Origin of the sequence: Lentzea sp. NPDC003310 (assembly GCF_040610935.1) — a bacterium.
Taxonomy (GTDB): domain Bacteria; phylum Actinomycetota; class Actinomycetes; order Mycobacteriales; family Pseudonocardiaceae; genus Lentzea.
Genome location: NZ_JBEXNC010000023.1, coordinates 87,037 through 109,839, shown reverse-complemented (window position 1 = coordinate 109,839; position 22,803 = coordinate 87,037). Strand labels below are relative to the sequence as shown.

The 22,803-nt window shown below is 71.0% G+C and carries 19 protein-coding genes; 11 read left to right on the top strand and 8 right to left on the bottom strand.

Annotation, left to right across the window (positions count from 1 at the left end; genetic code table 11):
- Positions 1-131 precede the first annotated feature (131 nt).
- The 3 genes from ABZX02_RS37830 to ABZX02_RS37820 are packed head-to-tail and all read left to right on the top strand — an operon-like array spanning position 132 to position 3,021.
- Positions 132-1,538, top strand: coding sequence for an Nramp family divalent metal transporter (locus ABZX02_RS37830; protein WP_355305885.1), 1,407 nt, complete (start codon positions 132-134; stop codon positions 1,536-1,538).
- Position 1,539: 1 nt separating this feature from the next.
- Positions 1,540-1,974: a hypothetical protein gene (locus tag ABZX02_RS37825; RefSeq protein ID WP_355305884.1), complete on the top strand. Its 435-nt coding sequence runs from the start codon at positions 1,540-1,542 to the stop codon at positions 1,972-1,974.
- Positions 1,975-2,001: 27 nt separating this feature from the next.
- Positions 2,002-3,021, top strand: a complete 1,020-nt coding sequence (locus tag ABZX02_RS37820) for a TerC family protein (RefSeq protein ID WP_355305882.1) — start codon at positions 2,002-2,004, stop codon at positions 3,019-3,021.
- On the opposite strand, the gene ABZX02_RS37815 is transcribed toward ABZX02_RS37820, so the two are convergent.
- Positions 3,012-3,197 (bottom strand): hypothetical protein, encoded by a 186-nt coding sequence (locus tag ABZX02_RS37815; protein WP_355305881.1) that lies wholly within the window; start codon positions 3,195-3,197, stop codon positions 3,012-3,014. The genes ABZX02_RS37820 and ABZX02_RS37815 overlap by 10 nt on opposite strands.
- 266 nt (positions 3,198-3,463) lie before the next feature.
- Entirely contained in the window at positions 3,464-4,189 is a 726-nt protein-coding gene (locus ABZX02_RS37810) for a GntR family transcriptional regulator (protein WP_355305879.1), read from the bottom strand.
- A gap of 111 nt (positions 4,190-4,300) precedes the next feature.
- On the opposite strand from ABZX02_RS37810, the gene ABZX02_RS37805 reads away from it, so the two are divergent.
- The 8 genes from ABZX02_RS37805 to ABZX02_RS37770 all read left to right on the top strand — a co-directional run bounded on the left by ABZX02_RS37805 (position 4,301) and on the right by ABZX02_RS37770 (position 14,495).
- Positions 4,301-5,278, top strand: a complete 978-nt coding sequence (locus ABZX02_RS37805; protein WP_355305877.1) for a 2-dehydropantoate 2-reductase — start codon at positions 4,301-4,303, stop codon at positions 5,276-5,278.
- A 1-nt stretch (position 5,279) separates the two neighbouring features.
- Positions 5,280-6,197 (top strand): LysR substrate-binding domain-containing protein, encoded by a 918-nt coding sequence (locus ABZX02_RS37800; protein WP_355305875.1) that lies wholly within the window; start codon positions 5,280-5,282, stop codon positions 6,195-6,197.
- 58 nt (positions 6,198-6,255) lie between these two features.
- Positions 6,256-6,909, top strand: a complete 654-nt coding sequence (locus ABZX02_RS37795) for a hypothetical protein (RefSeq protein ID WP_355305873.1) — start codon at positions 6,256-6,258, stop codon at positions 6,907-6,909.
- A 424-nt stretch (positions 6,910-7,333) separates the two neighbouring features.
- On the top strand, positions 7,334-9,259 hold the full coding sequence (locus ABZX02_RS37790; RefSeq protein WP_355305872.1) for a molybdopterin-dependent oxidoreductase: 1,926 nt from the start codon (positions 7,334-7,336) through the stop codon (positions 9,257-9,259).
- Entirely contained in the window at positions 9,260-11,029 is a 1,770-nt protein-coding gene (locus ABZX02_RS37785; protein ID WP_355305870.1) for an NAD(P)H-dependent oxidoreductase subunit E, read from the top strand.
- Entirely contained in the window at positions 11,026-11,949 is a 924-nt protein-coding gene (locus ABZX02_RS37780) for a 2Fe-2S iron-sulfur cluster-binding protein (protein WP_355305868.1), read from the top strand. The genes ABZX02_RS37785 and ABZX02_RS37780 overlap by 4 nt, the downstream gene beginning before the upstream one ends.
- Positions 11,950-11,970: 21 nt before the next feature.
- Positions 11,971-13,512 (top strand): aldehyde dehydrogenase family protein, encoded by a 1,542-nt coding sequence (locus tag ABZX02_RS37775; protein WP_355305867.1) that lies wholly within the window; start codon positions 11,971-11,973, stop codon positions 13,510-13,512.
- Positions 13,509-14,495, top strand: coding sequence for an acyl-CoA dehydrogenase family protein (locus ABZX02_RS37770; protein ID WP_355305865.1), 987 nt, complete (start codon positions 13,509-13,511; stop codon positions 14,493-14,495). The genes ABZX02_RS37775 and ABZX02_RS37770 overlap by 4 nt, the downstream gene beginning before the upstream one ends.
- Here the strand turns inward: ABZX02_RS37770 and ABZX02_RS37765 are convergent.
- From ABZX02_RS37765 to ABZX02_RS37740, 6 genes are read right to left on the bottom strand one after another with little or no spacing between them, the layout of a single operon-like run.
- Positions 14,481-15,980 (bottom strand): thiopeptide-type bacteriocin biosynthesis protein, encoded by a 1,500-nt coding sequence (locus ABZX02_RS37765; protein WP_355305863.1) that lies wholly within the window; start codon positions 15,978-15,980, stop codon positions 14,481-14,483. The genes ABZX02_RS37770 and ABZX02_RS37765 overlap by 15 nt on opposite strands.
- 18 nt (positions 15,981-15,998) lie before the next feature.
- On the bottom strand, positions 15,999-17,471 hold the full coding sequence (locus tag ABZX02_RS37760; protein WP_355305861.1) for a YcaO-like family protein: 1,473 nt from the start codon (positions 17,469-17,471) through the stop codon (positions 15,999-16,001).
- Positions 17,468-19,063 carry a hypothetical protein gene (locus tag ABZX02_RS37755; RefSeq protein WP_355305859.1) on the bottom strand — a complete coding sequence of 532 codons (1,596 nt, stop codon included), beginning with the start codon at positions 19,061-19,063 and terminating at the stop codon, positions 17,468-17,470. Before ABZX02_RS37755 ends, ABZX02_RS37760 begins: the two co-directional genes overlap by 4 nt.
- Positions 19,060-20,139, bottom strand: a complete 1,080-nt coding sequence (locus ABZX02_RS37750) for a hypothetical protein (RefSeq protein WP_355305857.1) — start codon at positions 20,137-20,139, stop codon at positions 19,060-19,062. The genes ABZX02_RS37755 and ABZX02_RS37750 overlap by 4 nt, the downstream gene beginning before the upstream one ends.
- Complete coding sequence (locus ABZX02_RS37745) at positions 20,136-22,553, bottom strand: lantibiotic dehydratase (RefSeq protein WP_355305855.1); 2,418 nt, start codon at positions 22,551-22,553, stop codon at positions 20,136-20,138. The genes ABZX02_RS37750 and ABZX02_RS37745 overlap by 4 nt, the downstream gene beginning before the upstream one ends.
- The gene (locus tag ABZX02_RS37740) at positions 22,550-22,723 is read right to left on the bottom strand and encodes a thiazolylpeptide-type bacteriocin (RefSeq protein WP_094030699.1); all 174 of its coding nucleotides are present in this window, start codon (positions 22,721-22,723) and stop codon (positions 22,550-22,552) included. The genes ABZX02_RS37745 and ABZX02_RS37740 overlap by 4 nt, the downstream gene beginning before the upstream one ends.
- Positions 22,724-22,803: the final 80 nt, after the last annotated feature.

The window sequence follows — 22,803 nt, the reverse complement described above, 5'->3', positions numbered from 1 at the left end:
GAGGTCAACGAAGACAGCCGGTCCTCTGGAGGTTGTTAACCGTGGATGATCCAAATCTGGTCGCTCGCACGGAAACCAGTTCGCCACCTGAGAAGGACGAGCGCGTCTGGCCCGCGGGCAGGCTGGAAGCGATGCCCATCAGGAAACTCCCCGACGCACCACCGTCGATCCACCTGCTCGGTCCCACGGTGTTCCTGGTGGCCCTCGGCGTGGGCATGGGCGAGTCCTACATGTGGCCACGCCTGGTGCTGGTCTTCGGACCGGACATCAGGTGGCTCTTCCTCATCGGCGTGACGCTGCAGGCCGTCGTCATGCTCGAGATGGCGCGGTACGCGATGGCGACGGGGGAGAGCATCTTCTTCGGCGCGGCGCGCGTGTTCAAACCGATCATGTGGTTCTTCTTCGTCGTGGCGGTGCTCGTCTACATCTGGCCGGGTCACCTGTCGGCCGGAGCGGCGGCCCTCGAGAAGATCACCGGCATACCCTGGACGGTGTCGGCCTGCGTGGGCCTGATCCTGGTCGGGGTGCTGTTCAGCCTGGCCAAGGTCATCTACAACCTGCTCGAGAACCTGCTGTCCATCCTCATCGGACTGCTCGTCGTCAGCACCGCCGTGGTGGCGGCGATGGTCGGCACCTGGGGAGACCTGACCAGCACCGTGACCGGCATGTTCCAGTTCGGGTACTTCCCGGCGCAGGCCATGTCGCCGGAGTGGTTCCCGATCATCGTCGGCTCGATCGCGTTCGCCGGCCCGTCCGGCATGCAGCAGATGTGGTACACGCTGCACCTGCGCGACAGCGGCGCCGGCATGGGCGCGCACATCCCCAAGGTCCGCGGTCTGCGGCACGCGGGCGACGAGGAGAAGATGCCCAGCCGGGGCTTCATGTTCGACACCGACGACAAGGCGGAGCTCGCGAAGTGGAAGGGCTGGCGGCGCTGGGTCACGTTCGACGCGCTGCTCCTCTTCTGGGGCATCACCATGCTCGTCACGGTTTCTTTCACGGTCCTCGCGCAGTCGGCCAGCCGGACCAGCCCGGACGTCAAGGCGCTCATCGAGTCCGGTGAACGGGAAGCGGCCCTGAACGCGATGTCGGACGCGTTCGCCTCGGCCGGCGGACCGGTCCTCGGCGGGGTGTTCCTCGGCTTCATCGCGCTGATCGGCCTCAACGCCACGCTGGGCCTGTTCGACTCGTTCTCCCGCGGTCAGGCGGACATGACGTACCACTTCGTGCCCGGCGCGAAGAAGTTCCGCATGTCCCACCTCTACGCGGGGTTCCTCTGGGGTGTCATCACGTTCGGCATCCTCATCCTGCTGTTCGGACCCGCCGACGGGCCGGGCGCGATCCTCGACGTGCTCGCGTTCCTGTCGACGTTCGCCATGGGCGCCTACTGCGTGGTGCTCCTGCTGGTGAACAACCGGATGCTGCCCAAACCCATCCGCCCCAAGCTGGTCACGAACGTCATCATCGGCTTCGGCGCGGTGTTCTACCTGGGCATGCTGTTCTTCAGCCTCTTCAAGTTCGGCGTGGTGGTGGGCTGACATGCGGATCCGCGAAGGGTTTCCGAAGGAGGCGGTCCCCGGCGCGTTCGTCGGCCTGGCCGCCGGGCTCGTCGCGGGAGGGCTGGCCGCGCTCGTCGGCCAGCCGCTCGGGTGGGCCTTCGTCACGACGGTGGCGCTCGGCCTGCCGCTGGGCGCGTTCGGAGGGGTGTTCAGCCTGCTGGTGGCAGCGGGCCGGCTCCCGTCCGGGCGGTTCGCCCCCGTCGCCCTCTACTGGCTGGCGGCCTTCCCGCTGGCCAGGCTGATCCACGAGGTCACCGTGGGCCTGGTGCTCACCGGCCGGCTCCGGACGCCTCCGGACCTGGCGGGTTTCCTCGCCTACCAAGGGATCGTGAGCCTCGGCTGGGCCATCGGTTTCCTGTGGCTGCACGAACGCATCGCGGTGCGTCTTCGTGCGCGTGCCACCGCTGCCCGCTGACCTTCCCTTCCGCCGAAGGAGCCAAGGATGTTGGATCTTCCCGTCTGGGTGTGGGTCGCGACGATGGGCGGCATCGCCGCCATCATCGCGTTCGACTTCTACCTGGTCGTCCGCAAACCCCACGAGCCGTCGTTCCGCGAGTCGCTGTACTGGGTGCTCTTCTACGTCGGCCTGGCCGTCCTGTTCGGACTCGGCGTCACGGTGTTCGCCGGGCCCGGCCACGGCGGTGAGTTCTTCGCCGGCTGGATCACCGAGTACTCGCTGAGCGTCGACAACCTGTTCGTGTTCGTGATCATCATGGCCCGGTTCGCGGTGCCGCGGGAGTACCGGCAGAAGGTGCTCATCGTCGGCATCATCCTGGCCCTGTTGCTGCGCGCGGTGTTCATCGCCGCGGGAGCGCAGGCCATCGCGCGGTTCGACTGGCTGTTCTACTTCTTCGGCGCGTTCCTGATCTTCACGGCGTGGAAGCTGCTGAAGCAGGACGAGACCGAGGAGGCCGACGTCCCGGAGAACGCCGCCCTGCGCGCGGTGAAGAGGTTCCTGCCGGCGACGAACGTCTACCACGGTGCCTCGTTGACGACGCGTGTCGACGGCAAGCGCGTCGTGACGCCGATGCTCGTCGTCATGGTCGCGGTCGGCACCACGGACCTGCTGTTCGCGGTCGACTCGATCCCGGCGATCTTCGGGCTCACCAAGGAGCCGTACCTGGTGCTGACCGCCAACGCGTTCGCGTTGATGGGCCTGCGCCAGCTCTTCTTCCTGGTGGGTGGTCTCCTGGACCGCCTGGTGCACCTCAGCAAGGGCCTCGCGGTGGTGCTCGCGTTCATCGGGTGCAAGCTCATCTTCGAGGCGATGCACCACCACGGTGTCTCGTGGGCCCCGGAGATCCCGATCTCCGTGTCGCTCGGCGTCATCGTCGTGACGCTCGCCATCACGACGGTGTGGAGCCTGCACACCTCGCGCCGGGCAGCGCTGTCCGCCGTCGAGGACGCCGAGAGTGCCCGCCGGAGCGAGCAGGACGCTCCGGTCAAGGACTCTCAGCCGTGAATCGTGTGGCCTTCGGCGTCCTTGCGGAGCGTCTTGGCCACGGCCGCCTGGGCCTCGGCGTCCTTGCGCTGTTCCGACAGCGCGGTGGACAGGCCGAGGCCCAGCGCGCGGCCGTCGGCGGAAGCGCCGCCGCGGGGCTCGGTGAGGGAACGCGCGAAGTTCTTCAAGCGGGACATGGTCTTCCTCCTGTCGGTGGTGGTTCCCAGGGCGCGCAGCAGCTCACCAGGCACTGCGCTGCGGGAACGTCAGGGCTGCGGCCGGGGTCATGTCCGGTGGGTACCCACTTCCCGGGCACTCGCCGGGGATCCTCTCGCGGGTCTCCGTCGACCCCGTCCCTGACCCGATTCAGCATACTGCGTTTTGTATGCAATCCGCCGCCATCGTGTCGCGGATCACCCGTACGGTACCAAATGACCGAATTGGGTGATCTGACGGTGAAGGGTCAGTCGCTCTCGGTAGAACTCTCGGGCGTCTTGCGGTCGTGGTAGGTCTGGCGGGTCTGCTCCGCGTGGTTGTGCATGACCTCGCCGGCCCGCTCCGCGTCGCCGTCGGCGATGGCCGCCACCAGCTCGGCGTGCTCGTTCCACGAGTCGCGGCTGCGGGGGCGGGCGATCGGGGTGTAGTACCAGCGCACCCGGCGGTCGACCAGGCCGATCATCTCGGACAGGACCTTGTTGCGGCCGATCGCCGCGACGGCCGCGTGCAGGTCGGCGTTCGCCTTGACCAGGCGCTCGACGTCGGCCGTGACCAGGGCCTCCTCGCCGGCCTTCTGCAGCTTCCTGAGAAGCTTCACGTCGGCCGGGGTGGCGTGCTCGGCGGCGAGCTTGGCCGAGTAGGTCTCCAGCACGCTGCGCACGGCGAGCAGCTGGTCGGCCTCCTCCTCGGTCGGGGTGTGCACGAAGGCGCCCTGGGCGGGCCGAAGGTCGACCCAGCCGTCGGTCTGCAGGCGCTGCAACGCCTCGCGCACCGGCTGCCTGCTCACGCCCAGGTACTCGGCCAGCTCGGCCTCGACGAGGTGCTGGCCCGGGGCGAGGGTGCGGTTCACGATCAGCTCGAGCAGGGCGTCGTAGACGGCCTGTCGCAGCGGTGCGGGGCGTTCGACCCGGCGGGTCGCCGCGGCGCTGAGAGAGCCGCGGGGCGCCCGGCGGCCACTGGGCAAAGAGGTCATGCCGGACAGAATACAGCTTTTCGTATGCAAAAAGCACTTCTAGTGGAACAGTCGTGTTGTCCGTATACTGTATGCAATCTCTCCTTGGAGAGCGGCAGAGCGGGGCGTGCTATGAAGATCGCTGTTCTCGGAGCCGGAGCGATCGGTGCCTACGTCGGTGCGGCATTGCATCGTGCGGGCGTGGAAGTCCACCTGATCGCCCGTGGGGCTCATCTCGCCGCGATGCGCGAGCACGGCGTGCGGGTGCTGAGCCCGCGCGGTGACTTCACCGCGCGTCCACACGCGACCTCCGATCCTGCCGAGGTGGGCGAGGTCGACTACGTTTTCCTCGGTCTGAAGGCGTACTCGTACGCGTCGTCAGGCGATCTGCTGGCACCGCTGATGGGCCCGGACACCGCCGTGATCGCGGCGCAGAACGGGATCCCGTGGTGGTACTTCCACGGCATGACCGGCCATCCCCTCGAAGGGCAGCGGATCGAGGCCGTGGACCCGGGCGGTGCGGTGACCGCCGTGCTGCCCATGGAACGGGCGATCGGCTGCGTCGTCTACTGCTCGACCGAGATCGAGTCGCCGGGGGTGATCCGGCACCTCGAAGGCACCCGGTTCTCGATCGGCGAGCCGGACCGGTCGATCTCGCCGCGGTGCGTGGCGCTGAGCGAGGCGATGGTCGCGGGCGGGCTGAAGTGCCCGGTGGAGAAGGACGTCCGCGAGGACATCTGGATCAAGCTGATGGGCAACGTCGCGTTCAACCCGTTGAGCGCGCTGACCCGCGCGACCATGGTGGAGATCTGCGACCACCACGACAGCCGCGACCTCGTGGCCCAGATGATGGCGGAGACCCTGACCATCGCCAGGGCCGCGGGCTGCGATCCGCAGATCTCGATCGACAAGCGCATCGACGGCGCCCGCCGCGTCGGGCACCACAAGACGTCGATGCTGCAGGACCTGGAGGCGGGCAAGCGGCTGGAGATCGACGCGATCATCGCCGCCGTGGTGGAGATCGCCGAGCTGACCAGGGTGCCGGCGCCGACGCTGCGGCACGTCTACGCGGCGATCGACCTGCTCTCCCGCACGTCGCTGGTGTCCTGAGTTGCTGCTGCGACAGCTGGAGTACCTGGTCGCCCTGGCCCGTGAACGCCACTTCGCGCGCGCCGCGCAGGCGTGCCACGTGTCCCAGCCGTCGCTGTCGGCGGCGATCAGCAAGCTCGAACGCGAGCTCGGGGTGCCGATCGTGTCCCGCGGCCGCCGGTTCGAGTCGCTGACGCCGGAGGGGGAACGGGTCCTGCTGTGGGCGCACCGCATGCTCGCCGATCGCGACGCGCTGCGCCAGGACCTGTCCCGCATGAGGGAGTCGCTGTCGGGGGTGCTCCGGATCGGGGCGATCCCGACAGCGCTCCCGGTGGCGCCGCTGCTGACGGGACCGTTCTGCGAGCGCTACCCGCACGTGCGGGTGACGCTGGAGTCGTTGTCCTCCGCCGAGATCACCCGCGGGCTGGAGGAGTACGAGCTCGACCTGGCGATGACCTATGTGGACAGTTCGGTGCGCGCCGTGCCGCTGTACGAGGAGCGCTACGTCCTGCTGACGCCCGCCGACGAGGAGATCGCCGACCGCCCGGTGGCGCGGTGGGCGGACGTGGCCGCGCTGCCGTTGTGCCTGCTGACCTCCAAGATGCGCAACCGCCGGATCCTCGACTCGGTCTTCGCCGACGCCGGCGTGCAACCGGTGCCGGTGATCGAGGCGGACACGGTGGCGACGCTGTGGGCGCACGTGGCGACCCGGAAGTGGTCGAGCGTCATCGCGCACGCGTGGCTGCAGATGTTCGGCACGCCGGAGGGGATGCGGGTCGTGCGAATCGAGGATCCCCAGCGGGTGCCCCGGATCGGGCTCGTCGCGGGGGAGCAGGTGTCGATCCTCGCGCGGGCGGTGCTCGGGCTGACCCGCGGACTGGACGTGCGCGGGGAGCTCGACCGCCTGCTGCACAAGCACCTCGACCGCCGTGACCTGTGAGTCGTCTGGTTCACTGTGGACCGGAGCCCGATCTCGGGTGTGACTCTGGGGGAATCACGTGAACACGAGGATCTGTGCTGCCGTCCTGACCGTGGTCGTCCTGACCGCGGGCTGCACCGGCACACCCGACGCCGCGCCGCCGTCGGCCACGACCACCACCACGACGACGGCGCCGCCGACCCCGGCCGAGCTGAACGAGCGCGCCAAGGCCGCGATCGCCCCGGCGGACGCCTTCGCCGCGCTCGGTGGCCAGGTCAAGGGGAGCGCGCCGACGACCGACGGCGAGATCGGCGCGGACCGCGAGATCGTCGCCCTGCTCTGCGGGACGGAGGAGATGCTCGTCGACGGCACCTCGGTGGCGAGGAGCCGGGTCTGGACGGGCGGCGTGAGCCTGTTCCAACGCGTCCACGCCATGTCGGACCGCACGGCGGCCGCTCTGGTGGGGGCCGTGCGGACCAGGCTGAGCCGCTGCGCCAAGAGCCGCGGCGCCGAGGAGGCGACGTCGGTCGCCAAGCCGCAGGGCGTGGACGACTTCTTCGCGCACTGCGAGACGAACCCCGACGCGGGATTCGTCCCGTGGTCGTGCTCCGCGCTGATCGGGCGAGGCACACTCATCTCCGTTGTGACCGCGTCCGGGCAGAGCAAGGAGTCCGCGCAGGCCCAGCTGACGTCCGTGCTGCCGATCTTCGCGCAGACGTTCGCCAAGGCGTGACCTCGGGCGCCTGACCGGTCGGGTCGTGGTGGGCGCGGGGGCCGGGCCGACTGCTGTGCCGGCGGTCGTCGTGCACGGGTTCTCCGGGGCGTGTCGCCGGCCCCTGACCGGGTCTCGTCGTCCTGGGCGAGGGGAATCCGCAGAGGCCGCACCGCCGGCCTTCGCGCACACGTTCGCCGAGGCGTGACCTCCGGCGCCTGACCGACCGCGTCGTCATAGACGCGCCCTATCACGCGATAGACGCCGCCACTTGGACGTGGCGGCGTTCGCGCGCGGATGCTGGGACAAGGGGTGATCCGCCGATCACCCCTGTCCGCGCGACCCGGCGCGCTCGCCGATCCGCTCCTCTCCGCACAACCGAACCACGACAGGGGCTAGCGCAGACAGAAGATTGCATACAGTATGTAGGAAGGAGGTGCAGACGATGAGCAGGCGGAAGAAGACCGAGCCCTACGTGCGGCTGACGCAGCCCCTGGTGCGCGACGCGGGAGTGCTGCGACCGGCGAGCTGGGACGAGGCGCTGGACAAGGCCGCAGAGGGCTTCCGCAGGAACGTCGCCAGCGGGGGTCCGGACGCGTTCGGCATGTTCTCCTGTGCGCGGGCCACCAACGAGATGAACTACATGGCCCAGAAGTTCACCAGGGCCGTGATCGGGACGAACAACGTCGACAGCTGCAACCGCACCTGTCACGCGCCGAGCGTCGCGGGCCTCGCGAAGGTGTTCGGCAGCGGCGGCGGCACCTCCTCCTACCAGGAGATCGAGGACGCCGACCTGATCGTCCTGTGGGGGTCGAACGCGCGGGAGGCGCACCCGATCTTCTTCCAGCACGTGCTGAAGGCCGTCAACAAGGGCGCGAAGCTCTACGTCGTCGACCCGCGGCTCACCAGCACCGGCAAGTGGGCGCACAAGTGGTTGCGGCTCAAGGTCGGCACGGACATCCCGCTGGCGCACGCGATCGCGCGGGAGATCATCGCCTCGAACCTCACCAACATGTCGTTCGTCGAGCGGGCCACCGAGGGCTTCCAGGAGTTCGTGAAGGCCGTCGAGCCGTGGACGTTGCCGGTCGCCGAGCTGGAGACGGGTGTGCCGGCCGAGCTGATCCGCGAGCTCGCGCACGCCTACGCCAAGGCGGACCGCGGTCAGCTCAGCTGGACGCTCGGCATCACCGAGCACCACAACGGCACGAACAACGTGCTGAGCCTCATCAACCTGGCGCTGCTCACCGGCCAGGTCGGGCGGTACGGCGCGGGCCTGAACCCGTTGCGCGGGCAGAACAACGTGCAGGGCGGCGGCGACATGGGCGCCATCCCCGACCGGCTGCCCGGCTTCCAGGACATCACCGACCCGTCCGTCGCCAAGAAGTTCAACGACGCGTGGGGCTCGAACTTCAAGGCAGCCAAGGGCTGGAACCTCACCCAGATGCTCGAGGCGATGGAACGCGGTGACATGACCACCGTGTACATCATCGGCGAGAACCCGGTGCAGTCCGAGGCCGACTGCGAGCACACGGTCAAGCGACTGTCCAACCTGGACCACGTCGTGGTGCAGGACATCTTCCTCACCAAGACCGCGCAGCTCGCGCACGTCGTGCTGCCCGCCGCCGCGGCCTGGTGCGAGACCGACGGCACGTTCACCAACAGCGAGCGTCGCGTGCAGCGGGTGCGCAAAGCCCTGACGCCACCGGAAGGTGCGCGCGACGACATCGAGATCATGGGCGAGATCGCCCGGCGGCTCGGCGCGGACTGGGAGCACAAGACCGGCCAGGACGTGTGGGACGAGCTGCGCAGCCTGTCGCCGATCCACACCGGCATGACCTACGAGCGGCTGGAGGCGCTCGGCGGCATCCAGTGGCCGTGCCCGAGCGAGGACTCCCTCGAGCCCAGCTTCCTGCACGGCAGGCTGTGGGAGGACGACCCGGTCAAGCGCGGCATGCCCGCCACGTTCTCGCCGGTGCCGCACAGCCCGCCGGTGGACGAGCTGACCGACGAGTTCCCGTTCCGGCTCACCACCGGGCGGCGGCTCGACTCCTACAACACCGGCGTGCAGTCCCACGGCTTCGAGTCGCCGTTGCGCGTCGGCGAGACGCTCGACCTGTGTCCGGAGGACGCACTCACACTCGGGGTGCAAGCGGGTGAGGAGGTGCGGATCACGAGCCGGCGCGGGCAGGTCGTGGCACCGGTGCGGATCGACGACGGGCTCACGCCGGGGCTGGTGTTCATGACGTTCCACTTCCCGGACGAGATCGACGTCAACGTCCTCACGATCGAGGCGACCTGCCCGATCGCGGGAACGGCCGAGTACAAGGCCGCGGCCATTCGCATCGACAAGCTTCCGGTGAAGGTGGGCTGAGTGGATCTCAAACTGCTCGACGTCGAACCGTCCGAGGCCGAACGCGTCGTCGTGGACCTGTTCGCGGGCAGGGGCCGGGACCAGCTCCTGCCCGCCCTGCACGCGGTCAACGACCGGGTCGGCTGGATCAGCCAGGGCGCGCTGAACCACATCTGCCGCGTCCTGCACATCCCGCCGGCCGAGGCCTACGGGGTGGCGAGCTTCTACTCGCTGTTCTCGTTGTCCGAGCGGCCGGCGAGGGTCGTGCACGTCTGCGTCGACCTGGCCTGCCAGGTCAACGGCGCGAAGTCGTTGTGCGACAGGCTGACCGGCGAGCTGGGCCCGGCGGGGGCGAAGAGCGGGTGGTTGCGCAGCCCGTGCCTCGGGGTGTGCGAGAAGGCTCCGGTCGCGCTCGCGTTCGAGGCGGGGGAGGTGGCGGCGGAGCAGCTCCTCGCGCCCACCACCGCCGACGAGGTGATCGCGGTGGCGGCCGCCGGTCCCTCTCATGTGGACGGTGAGCGCGCGGAGGTGCCGCAGGCCGGTGCGGCCGGTCTGCGGTTGGTGAAACGGGTTGGCGTCGTCGACCCGGAGTCGCTCGACGACTACCGGGCGACGGGCGGCTACGCGGCGTTGCGGACGGCTCTCCTCCTGGGGCCGGCCGGGGTGATTCGCGAGGTCACCGACGCCAGGCTGGTGGGCCGCGGCGGTGCGGCGTTCCCGACGGGACGCAAGTGGGACGCGACCGCCCGCCAGCCCGTTCGCCCGCACTACCTGGTGTGCAACGCGGACGAGAGCGAACCGGGCACGTTCAAGGACCGCCTGCTGATGGAGGGCGACCCGTACGCGGTGATCGAGTCGATGACGATCGCCGGGTTCGCGGCCGGCTGCTCGCGCGGCTACCTCTACCTGCGCGGCGAGTACCCGCGGGCGCTGCACCTGCTGCGCAACGCCATCGCCCGCGCTCGTGAGCGCAACTTCCTCGGCGAGAACATCATGGGCCACGAGGGGTTCTCGTTCGACATCGAGATCCGGCGCGGCGCGGGTGCGTACATCTGCGGCGAGGAGACGGCGATCTTCAACTCGATCGAGGGCTTCCGCGGCGAGCCGCGCTCGAAGCCTCCGTTCCCGGTGGAGTCGGGTCTCTTCGGCAAGCCGACGGTGGTCAACAACGTGGAGACGCTGGTCAACGTGCCGGTGATCCTCACGGAGGGGTGCGAGGCCTACACCGGCATCGGCACCGCGGGCTCGACCGGCCCGAAGCTCTTCTGCCTGTCGGGCAACGTCAGTCGTCCGGGCGTGTACGAGGTGCCGTTCGGCACCACGCTCGGAGAACTCCTCGACCTGGCGGGTGGCGTGCCGCCAGGCCGGGAGCTGCGAGCGGTACTGCTCGGCGGGGCGGCAGGCGGGTTCGTTCGCCCGGACGAGCTCGACCTGCCGCTCACCCTCGAGGACGCGCGCGCCGCGGGCACCACGCTCGGCTCCGGTGTCGTGCTGGTGCTCGACGACACCGCCGACCTGGGCAGCTTCCTGCTGCGCATCGCCGCGTTCTTCCGCGACGAGTCGTGCGGGCAGTGCGTGCCGTGCCGCATCGGCACCGTGCGGCAGGAGGAGGCGATGCACCGGCTCGTGGGCAAGCGCCCGCTGAGCACGTCGGCCGAGGACCTCCGGCTGCTGCGGGAGGTCGGGCAGGTCATGCGCGACTCGTCCATCTGCGGGCTGGGCCAGACCGCCTGGAACGCCATCGAGTCCGCCCTCGACCGGCTCGGGTACGCGACGGAGGCGACGTCATGACGATTGTCGAGATCGGCCTGCCGAAGCGCCTGGTCGAGCTGACGCTCGACGGCGAGTCCGTGCGCGTTCCCGAAGGCGCCACGATCCTCGATGCCTGCACGGCACAGGGAAAATCCATCCCGACGCTGTGCTACGGCGACACGCTCAAGCCCGCAAACGCTTGCCGCGTCTGCATGGTCGAGGTCGAGGGTTCCCGCACGCTCGTGCCGTCGTGCTCGCGCAAGGTCGAGCCCGGCATGGTCGTGCGGACGGACTCCGACCGCACGAAGCACAGCCGCAAGCTGGTGCTGGAACTCCTCGGGTCCGCCACGGACCTCTCCACCACGCCGCACGTGGACGAGTGGATGTCCGCGTGCGGTGCCGACCCCTCCCGCTTCGGCCCGCCGGCACCGCCGTCGACCGACCGGGACGACCGCCATCCGGGCGAGCACGAGGAACCGGACGGCCGGACCGCCGCCACCGTGCGGCAACCGACCAAAGTGGACAACCCGCTGTACGTCCGCGATCTCGGCAAGTGCATCCTGTGTTACAAGTGCGTCGACGCGTGCGGCGACCAGTGGCAGAACACGTTCGCGATCTCGGTGGCCGGCCGCGGCTTCGACTCGCGGATCTCCACGGAGTTCTCCACGCCGTTGCCCGAAAGCGCTTGCGTCTACTGCGGCAACTGCATCGAGGTCTGTCCGACGGGTGCGCTGAGCTTCAAGCGCGAGCACGACAAGCGCGAGGACGGCACCTGGGACGAAGAGGCCCAGACGCAGACGACGACCATCTGCACGTTCTGCGGTGTCGGGTGCAACCTCACCCTGCACGTGCAGGACAACGAGATCGTGAAGGTCACGTCACCGCACGAAAGCACGGTCACGCATGGAAACCTCTGCATCAAGGGCCGCTTCGGCTGGCAGCACGTGCAGAACCGCTGATCGACAGGGAGGGGCGCTCCGATGTCGTTGATCCTGAAGCCCGGCACGTCGTGGGACGACGTGTACGCGCAGTGCGTGAAGGCAGCACCCGAAGCGTTCCACGACGATCGGCTGCTCAACCACTTCGGCGGCGAGTGGAGCCGGTCCGGCGAGCCGATGCCCGCCACGAGCCCGGTCGACGGCACCACCACCGCGGGACCGCCCTTCCTCGACTTCGAGGTCGCGGGACGGGCGGTCGTCGCGGCCGTCGACCAGCACATCCAGTGGGGCAACGTCCCCCTGGCGCACCGCAAGGCCCGCGTGACCGAGGCGCTGGACGCCCTCGCCGAGCACCGCGACCTGCTGTCGTTGCTGCTGGTGTGGGAGATCGGCAAGCCGTGGCGGCTCGCGACAGCCGACGTCGACCGCTGCATCGAGGGCGTGCGCTGGTACGTCGAGGAGATCGACTCGATGCTGGCCGGCCGGTCGCCGCTGAACGGCCCGGTCAGCAACATCGCCTCCTGGAACTACCCGATGAGCGTGCTGATGCACGCGATGCTGGTGCAGGCGCTGGCGGGCAACGCCGTCATCGCCAAGGCGCCGACGGACGGCGGCGTGAGCTGCCTGACGCTCGCGACCGCGCTGGCCGTGCGGTCGGGACTGCCGCTGACGCTGGTGTCCGGCAGCGGGTCGGAGCTCGCACCGGTGCTGGTCGGGTCGTCTTTCCTGGGCTGTGTGTCCTTTGTGGGCGGTCGAGACGTGGGCAGCGCCATCGCGGCGCGCCTGGTCGACTCGAACCGCCGGCACGTCCTCGAACAGGAGGGCCTGAACTGCTGGGGAGTCTGGGAGACCGACTCCTGGGACATGCTCGGCACGCAGATCCGCAAGGCGTTCGACTACGGCAAGCAGCGCTGCACGGCCTACCCGCGGTACGTGGTGCAGCGGTCGCTGTTCGACAAGTTCCTCAGCGTCTACCTGCCCGCGGTGCGGGACGTGCGGTTCGGGCACCCGCTCGCCGTCGCCTCGCCCGGCGATCCACTGCCCGAGCTGGACTTCGGGCCGCTGATCAACGACGCGAAGGCCAAGGAGCTCGACGACGTCGTGGACGAGGCGATCCGGGCCGGCGGTGTGCCGCTGTACCGCGGATCCCCGGACTCCGGCCGGTTCCTGCCGGGGCAGCAGACCGCCGCGTACCTCGCGCCGGTCGCGATCCTCGACCCGCCGCGCTCGTCGGTGCTGCACCACGCGGAGCCGTTCGGCCCGGTCGACACGATCGTGCTGGTCGACACCGAGGCGGAGCTGCTGGCCGCGATGAACGCCTCGAACGGCGCGCTGGTCGCGTCGCTGGCCTGTGACGACGATGCCACCGCGCGCCGGTTGAGCGCGGACGTCCAGGCGTTCAAGGTGGGGATCAACAAGCCCCGCTCGCGCGGCGACCGGGACGAGGTGTTCGGCGGGCGCGGGGCGTCGTGGCGCGGCGCGTTCGTGGGCGGCCCGTTGCTGGTCCACGCCGTGACCGAGGGACCGCCGGACGAACGCCCGTACGGCAACTTCCCGTCCTACTCGCTCTACCCGCCGACGTGACGTACCGGGCGGACCTGCTCCGCATCGTGCAGACCGTGGTGGCACCGAACGCCGCGGACGTGGACCAGCACTCCAGGTTCCCGCGCGCCGCCCTGAACGCCCTCGGTGCGCGGGGGCTGCTGGGCATGACGATCTCCCGCACGGTCGGCGGGGGAGGGCAGGACATCCGGTCGGCCGGCCGGGTGGTCGAGCAGGTGGCGAGGGTGTGCGCCGCAACGGCTTCCGTGTTGCGCTCGCACTACTCCGCGGCCGCCGTGCTCGACCGCTCGGGCCCCCACCGGGTGCGGGCCGAGATCGCGGCGGGCCGGCACCTGTCCACCCTGGCGGCCTTCGGGCCGACCGGCGAGTCGTCGGCGCACGGCGACGTGGTGCAGGTGCGGGCGCGCAAGAGCTGGGTGATCGCGGCGGGTGAGGCGGACAGCTACGTCTGGTCGTGCGGCCCGGCGCTGTGGCTCGTGCCCGCGCAGGCACCGGGTCTGCTGGTACCCGCCGACCACGCCGGGATGGGGCTGCGGGGCACCGTCGCGACGTGCGTGGAGGCCGACCCCGTGCGGGTCCCGGCGTCCAACCGCCTGTGGTCGGAGGAGCTCGCGTTCCCGTGGTTCGTGGTGCTCGGGGCCGCGGTGTCGCTGGGGGTCATGGAAGGCTCATTGGCGGCGGCGGTCGGCCACCTCGGCGGCGGTGATCCGCGCACGAGGTCCGACCTCGCGCGGATGAGGCTGCGCACGGACGCGCTCAGGGTGCTGTACAACGACACCCTGTCCGCCGTGACGTGGCACCCGGAGCGCTCGGCCGACCGCGTCCGGCTGCTGGCGGTCACCGCGACCGAGGCCGCCGTCGCGGTCACGGACCTCGCGATGAAGGTGTGCGGCGACGCGGCGTTCCGCCGCGATCTCGGCATCGAGCGCCGGTTCCGGGACGCGCGGGCGGCGGCCGCGATCTCGCCGACCGTCGAGGAGCTGCTGGACTCAGTCGAGGTTTGAGGCCAGCGGCAGGAAGTAGACGAGCGCGTCGTCCACGCCGTCGAGCCCGATGACGTCGTGGGCGATGTCGTCGTAGAACCCGCCGACCAGCCCGGTGCGGATGCCCAGGTTCGCCGCCGTGACGGTGAGGTTCTGGGCGAGGTGCCCGGCCTCGGTGAACGCGAACCGCAGCGCCCGCAGGCCGTAGGTCTGCCGCAGCGAGCCGAGCCGGATGTAGAGCGCCAGGACGGCCGGGGTGCCCGCGAGCTCGGTGGCGCCGGGGCCGAACCACATCGAGGTGGCTTCGAGGTCGTCGATCGACGGCGCCCCGCCGAACCACGTCAGGGCGCGCTCGACCTCGTTGACCTCGTAACGACCCCGGGCGAGGCCGTCGACGCCGAGCGCGATGAGCCTGATCCGCGCGCAGTACTGGGCGCCCGCGCTCGGGTACGGCCACCGGCCGTCCTTGGGCGACATCGCGTTCCACAGCAGGTCGCCGAGCTGTTCGGCGCTCAGGTCACCGGTGAGGTCGCGGCTCGTCCTGCGCGCCCGGAGCGTGTCGGTGTCCACTGTGGAGGGAAGCGCCGTGGAGGCGGGCCAGTGGTGCCTCGGTGCGTCGGCCTTGCGCGGCAGCTGGTCGGCGAACCCCGGCAGGAACTTGCTGGCCTCCAGGTAGCGGCGGTCCGGCGCGGTCTCGCCGTCGTCGTGGAAGTCCGTGAGGCCGGTGGGGGACAGGGCGGCGGCCGCGGTGGTCCAGCAGATCATGCGCTCCTCGTTGGGCGTGATGCCCATCCGGTTGAGCAGCATGTGCAGCTGGGAGGCCCACACGTACGGGAGCCAGACGTCGAGCTGTTGCTTGGCTTCGTTGATGGTGGTGCGCCAGTGGGCGACGGCTCCGCGCGGTTCGCGGTGCCAGCGGGCGGCGAGGTCGCGGCCGCGTTTGGCGAGCAGCTGGTTCGCGGCGTGCTGGGAGCCGATGGTGGGCGCCGGCGCCTGCTCCTGGACGTTGCGCCAGCCGGCGCCGAGGCTGCGCAACCAGCTCGCGGCCTGCGGGAGGTTCAGGTCGAGTGCTTTGGCCGTGGCGATCGTGAGGTCGATGGCGGCGGTGAGCCGCGCGCTGTCCGTGTGGGTGGCTTTGAGCACGGCGACGGCGACTTCCGTGCTGTGGCAGAAGACTTCCTCGGCGATCGGCAGCGCGTGCGGGCCGCCGTACCGTTCGGTCTCCGGGACGTACTCGACCTCGCGGACGTCACCGTGCGGCAGCCAGTCCGGGTCGCCCTCCTGCTGGTCGAACTCCTGGGCCGCGATGAGCTCCCGCAGCTGGATCTCGAGCTTGTCGGCGTTCTGCGCGTTCTTGATCCTGACGCGCAGGTGCGGGCCGGTCTCCCAGTAGCGCAGGAAGTACCACTCCCGGCCCGCCATCGCGGGAGCGAGCGTCTCGGCGATGAACGTGTCCAGGTCCGCTCTGTTCCAGTTGACCCTGCAGTGCAGGCCGGTCCAGGTCACAGCTGCTCCAACGGTGGTTCAGGGGAACGGGTGGGGGTGGCCGGTGCTGGTGCGCAGCCGGGGCACGCCCGTCCGGCGGTGCAGGTGGCCGAACGTCATGGGCAGCGCGCCGGGCACGATGACCTTGGCGCAGTGCAGGCCGAGGGTGCCCGCGGTGTGCGGGTCGGACTGGTCGACGGCGATCAGCTCCAGTCCCTTGCCGCGCAGGTCCTCGGTGTAGCGGTCGAGCAGCTCGCGCAGGTCCGTGTGGTTTCGCTGGTCTTCGAGCGGTTTCGCAGGAGCGTCGCTAACCAGGTTCGCGTAGCGTTCGCGCGCTTCCGGCAGGGTGTTGACTGCGACGTGGTCGTCCATGGTCTTCACCTGCGTCGGGTTGTGGAGGAGGTTGCGCAGGCGTTCTGCGGTGTAGTTCTCCGGGTTCGCTCTCGCGCGGTCGGCGAAGGCTTCCACGTCGACCGCCACCTCGACGGCGGCGGATCGCAGCGCCTTGACCGGGTCCGGACTGGCGCCGGCGGCGAAGAACGCCTGGGGCAGGTCGCTTCTCGTGGCCCTGGCGAGGGTCAGCACGGCCGGGATGCCCAGGTCGTTGGTGGCGTTGAGGAACAGCAGCTCGTAGCCGAGCTCTTCGAGCCGGTCGGTGAGCAGGTGCAGCAACGGGTCGGGTGGGAGCTTGATCCTTCTCAGCGGTGTCTGGGCGTACCAGGCCAGCAGGAACGCGTCGCGTTCGGCGACCTCGAAAAGACCGTGCAGCACCGCTTCGGTCAGGCTGTTGCCGAGTCCGCAGCCGTTGGACGTTTCGTGCACGAACCGCTGCTCCGGTGGCGTGGGCGCGGCCCAGTACGCGACCTGCTCCGGCACCAGGACGGGTCGTTTCCGGGTGTACGACCAGCCTTGCGCCCAGCGGATCTCCAGGTCGGGGTGGTAGGCGTCGCCGAAGTCGTTGAGGCCCAAGCGTTGTGGGTCGAGTGCCCGCTCCGGTCCGAGCTCGGCGTAGGAGCGCGGTGCCGGGTCCGGGTGGCGGGGGCGCATGCCGTTGAGGCGTTCGACGGCCTCGAAGATGGCCACCCGTTCGGCCTCCGCGAACGTCGTGGTGCGGCCGTAGCCCGCCGTGTGGCCGTCGAGTTCGGCGGTGACGGTGGCGAGCGGCAGGTCCCCGGTCCGGTACAGCGCGGTGACGGGCCCGTACCGGAAGTCGACGACCGCGTTCTTGACGTCGAGGGTCTTGTTCGGCGCGCGGAGCTCCCCGTTGGGAGTGCTGGTGTTCTCCTCGGGGGGAGCGGTTTCGGGGTGGACCGGGTGGGTGGAGACGAGGCCGAGGTCGGTGCGCAGCGCGATGACGGCGTCGTGGCTCTCGATCGCTGTGAGGAGGGGCAGGAATGCCGGTGCGACCACGCCTTTCAGGGTGGCTTCTGGTGGCGCTTTGGCTGTCGCGAGTCGTGCGGCCTCCGTGCTGTCCGGCCCGATCAGCGTCAACGCGCCGTCGTGGCGGATCATCGGTACGCCTTGAGACCGGCCGCGCGCAGTTCCGGGTCGAGTTCTGTTGGCACGACCCGGACACCTGGGATCCGCGCGATCGCTTGCTGCAGCCGCTCTTCGCGGTCGCGCACGTCGGCAGGCCAGTGCCACTGCCTGGTGACCCACTCGGGCTGGTCCTTCGGCTGCTGTGGGGCGGCGCCGTTGAGGTGGGCCGTGCCGTCCCGTCCGGCCTGGGCGTACCCGGTGGCGGCGAGCGCGGCGAAGGCCACCGCGTCCGCCGCCGTCGCCTCGACCGCCCACGCGAGAACCCGCCGGCCGTTGCCGATCTCGGCCCGGTACACGCCTGGCGCGAGCCGTTCTGTTCGGATCACGGCGGCGACGCCGAACCTCGCGGTGAGCGCCTTCCACCACCGATGGGCGGTCGGGTCGCTCGTCCACTCGTCCGCGTCGGCCGGCTCACCGCGGTGGTGGCGGACGGCGTGGCGCAGGGCGGCACCGCGGGCGTGGGTGTCGTCGAGTCCGAGCACGCCGTCGGACTTGAGGGCGTGGAGGGCGGCGTTGAGGCGGGCCTGGTCGGCGGTGGTGCCGATGCCCAGCGCGTTGCCGGCGGTGGCGAGGTTGGCCGGGACTTGGGGGAGGTCGCCGAACTCCGGGGTGTCGACCGGGCCGAGTTCCTCGTCGGTGAGGGCGTCGAGCGCTCGCCACGGGTCCGGGTCGGGGGTGCCGTCGAGGAGCGGGTGGTAGGTGGCGGTGAGGGGGTTGGTTCGGGCTACTAGGACCATCGGGTAGGTGCTGTCGCCGAGGGTGGTGGCGGGGTCGGGGAGACCGGCCACAGTGGACAGCAGGCGGTGGACGGCGGCGCATGCCACGAGGGTGGCCAGGGGTTCGGTTGGGTCGCCGGTGAGGCCCAGTCTTGCGGTGATTCGTGTAGTGGCTTCAGTGTTGACCGAAGTGAGGGTTGTGGTGGGTGGGAGGGCGTAGCCGACCTCGGTTCCGCAGGCCGCCTGGAGGGTGAGGTCGCCCGCGGACAGGGTGGCCGGGCTGGCGGGGGTGGCAAGGGTGGCGCGCGCAGCCTCCGCCCGGTCAATCGGCGCGGTGCGCACGTCCTCGGGACCCTGCGGGGCCGCCGTCGACAGGTCTCCCACCACGGGCGTGGTCGATCCCGCCCGCAGCACCGCCACGCCCACTGCCTCCACGGCCCGCACCGCCGCGTCCCCCAGCAGCCCGCGCCCCGTCACCACCACCGTGACCGCCCGCAGCCGCCGCCACGCCTCCACCGGCTCGGCCGCCGCCGACTCCAGCCACGCCGCCACCTCCGGAGCCGGCGCGTCCGCACCCCACTCCGGCATCTCGACCAGCATGTCGTGCTCCCACAACTGCTCCACGATCAACGCGACCGCCGCCCGCACCGGCTCGGCGGTACCGGGCGGCACCTCCAGATCAGCGCGCGGGAGGCCCGCTTCCAGTTGTGGGGCCAGGCGTTGCCACACCTTCCACAGGCCGGAGCCCCCGGACAGCGTGCAGCTCGACGCCCAGCCGCGCAGGTGCAGGCCGTCGGGGGTCTGGGTGGCCTGGACGGCCGGGCGCAGCCGCACGCGCACGCGCGTCACCCGACCTTCGGCAGGGCGGCGAACTGGTCGGCCCAGGTGGTGCCGAGGACCTGTTGTGCCGCCTGGGCGAGGAGGTGGGCCGCCGCGTAGCGCTCCATCGGGGTGACGTCGCAGATGGCCAGCAGTTGGTAGAGGACGTTGGTGCCGACGCGGTAGACGGCCATGGAGCGGGCGATGGCAGGGTCGGAGAGGTCGACCGTCCACATGGCGTTGTGGTAGTCGCTGAACTTCGTGCGCTCGCCGTAGTTGTAGCGGCGGATGGCGCTCTCGTCGCCGACCTCGTAGGCGCGTTCGCCGTGGCGGGGGTTGGGGTCGGCGGTGAGGTCGCCCGCGTCGTAGCGGTCCTCGGCGGTCAGGCGCAGGGCGATGGTCCAGGTCTGCCAGGCCGCCTGCAGCGGGGTCGCGGGGTGGCCGGACGCTGCCTGCTCGACCAGGGTGCAGGCGGCGGAAGCGTTTGCGGTCCAGATGGCGTCCAATGTGGACCGGATCTTGCCGTCCGGGTCGCTGGCGAGCAGGAAGTCCTCGACGTGCGAGACGAACGAGTGGTAGCCGTACCGCAGGCCGGCGGGGTACCGGCCGGCGTGGACGGCCATCGCGGTCAGGGCGAGGGTCGCGCGTGGCACCGAGAGCGAGTGGCGCAGGACCGGAACCCCCAGCCGCAGGCCTTCGGCGCGCACCGCGATGTGGGCCTCGGACAGCAGCGAGCGCAGGCGGGTGTCGTCGGTCGGTTCGATGCGCACGGAGTTGTTGGGGTGCAACGGGGTGAACGGGGGCAGCAGCAGCTCGGCGACGGCCGCGCTCTCGGCGTGGGCGAGCTGGTCCTCCGCCGAGAGCTCCACCGCCGACGGGTGCGCGGCCAGGTGGGAGCGCAGCAGGGTCGCGAGCAGCAGGGCCGCGGACGAGGAGGACGGGCCGGTCAGCACGACCCGGAGGTGCGGGCCGTGCAGCCAGTGGCGTTCGACGTGGCCGGTGACGTCGGCGAACGCGCCTTCGACTACGGCGAGTGCGGGCAGCACGCCGTCGCGCAGCAGCGGGGCCTTGATCGGGTCGTGGTAGTGCACGACGACGTCGGTCATCCGGCCCTCCGGTAGGTCTCCGCGACGATCTCCAACACCTGCCCGGACGGCACCGGCAGCGCCTCGGTCAGCCGGACGTGCTCGCCGTAGCGCGGTGCCAGGCGGGGCAGGCAGCGCAGGTGCAGCGCGTTGGTGAGGTCGGCGTACTGGGGTTTGGGGCCGTTCACGCGCGCCTCGAAGTCCTCGCGGGACGCGATCACCCCGCCCATGCCCGCGAACAGCTGCGCGGGCAGGCCGTACCGGGCGCGCAGGGCGGTCGCGCCGGCCACCGAGCCGAACGCCTCCCGCAGCACGGCCGACGGGAAGTCCCAGTAGCGCCGGCCGAGCACGACGTCCCGGTACCGCAGGCGATCGGCGACCCGCACGTCGCCGAGGACCGACACCGGTTGCAGCGGCGTGAGGTCCGCCGCGCCGCACGAGAGGTCGGCGTGCAGGGCGGCCGACCGGTCGGGCAGCGAGATCGGCATGAGGTAGCCCAGGTACAGCACGTCCAGCACGGCACCGCTGTCGCGGCGGCGCAGGCGCAGCTCGTCGTTCTCCTGGTCGTGGAACACTTCCAGGGCGTCCGGCGTGTGGTCGGCCCACCGCGGGTCCTCGCCGATCTCCGCACGGCCGAGCAGCGGGTGCAGGTTCGGGGTGAAGCCCTGCACCGGCCGGTGCTCCGCGAACCCGCGCGGGAACACACCGTCCAAAGTGGCCCGGACGGTCGCGTACGCCTCGGGCGGCAGCAGGTCGAGGAACCGGCCGGGGAAGCGGCCGAACCCGTCGTAGACGTGGTTCACCACCAGCCCGTCCGGCGACGGCTGGGCGAAGAACGAGTACGACACCGGCCGGGTCTTCATCCACGCGGGCAGCAGGTCCGCGGCGGCGGAGACCACCTCGTCGGTGATCACGCCGTCCCGCACCAGGTCCGCGACCTGCGCGCGGCTCGCCCCCAGCCCTCCGGTCGGAGCGCCGGACATGGCCTCGTGCATCAACGGCGCGCACTCCGCGAGCCGAGCCGTCCCGCCGTGGCCGAACGACGACACGAACAGGTCGCGCGAGTGCCGCCGGATCGCGAGGTGCCGGTCGAACAGCATCAGCAACGGGGTCAGGCCGGTCAGCGACTTCACGCCGTTGTAGCCGTGCCGGCGTCCGAGCCGCACCGGCAGCGGTAGTACGACGTCCTCGCTCACCGGTGTCACGTCGCCCAGCTCCGCCCCCACCAGCGAGCCGAGCTCCTCCCAAGACGCGAACAGGGCGGCCAGCGCGGCGGGCCTCTCCGCCGCAGGGATGTCCGCGAACGCCACCGTGTCGCGGTGCAACGCGACGAGCCGGTCGGCGAGCTCCGGACGTGCGGTGTCGCGCAGCCACGAGGCCAGCGCGGGCAGGGCGGCGGGGTCCTGCGGGTCGACCGGAAGCACCGGCACGAGCAGCTTGATGTCGAGCAGCAGCGCCACGTAGTGCTGCGCGCGGTCGGACTCGCCGTCGGGCAGGCGGGTCGCGAGCGCGCTGGCGAGCTCGGCGGGGCTGATCCCCTTGGGGTTCGCGCCGGTGAGGCCGACGAGGAACTGCAGCGGCGGGCTCGACGCCAGCTCCACGTCCTCCTGGATGCCGACGTACGCGCGCAGCGGGCCGCGCGCGGGCACGTCGCGGCGGAACCGGACCTGGCCGCCCTCGGTGTGCACGTCGGGGGCGAGCCGGTGCGGGTGGTCGAAGAGGTGCGCGCGGTCCGCGAGCAGCGCCGCGACCAGTCGCGCCAGCAGCACCTGGCTGACCCGCGTGACGGCGACCGGCGTGCCCCAGTCGGGCTCGGGCGCGTCGGGCGACCAGGTGGCCCAGCCGACGGCCGCGTACCAGGACAGGGGACTGGTCTTCGACGTCGCGCGCAGGGCGTAGCGCAGCACGGCCGGTTCGGCCTTGCGGGCGCGCTTGTCGGCGGCACCGGCGCGCGCGAGTCCCTGCCAGAGGTCACGTCCGCTGAAGACGGCCGCCTTGCGCAGGGACTCGGTGCCGCACAACGACGCGAGCACCTCGCGTTCGGCGGCGAGCGCGTCCGGCAGCAGCCGCTCGACCTCCTCGGTCAGCTCGGCGCGCCGGTCCACCGCGGCCAGCCACTCGCCGAGCTGCGGGAACCGCGCCACCAGCGGTGCGGCCTCGGCGCGCAGGGCGGCGCGCGGCGACCGTCCGTTGTGGACGTCGCGGCGCAGCGGCAGCACGACCGCGCGGTGGTGGTCGTCGGAGTGCGTGCCGGCGCTGTCGTGCAACAGGTCCGACACCGGGCCGGCCAGCGACACCAGCGCGGCCTCGGCCGCCGCCAGCGCCTCCACCGCCCGCCGGAACGGCGCTGCCGCCGCAGCGCCGTCCGGGTGCGGCAGGGCCGCCAGGCGCACGAGTGCGTATGGCGCGGTTTCTCCCTGCACGCGGTCGCTCATGCGTTCTGGACGGGAGGCTGGGTACAGCTGCTGCACGACGAGCTGCCGCACGAGCACGACGACGCACCGCCGGAGGCACCGGACTCCGGTAGCGCGACCGAGTCGCGCAGGGAGGTGACCGCGAGGTCGCCGAGCTCCAGGTCGTCAGGGTCGAAAGAGAGGTCCTTCATGCCGTGTCCTCACGTCTTCAGTTGTGGTGAACTCGCCCGGAGGCAGTCCAGCCAGGCTGAAGACACGCGATACGGCACGG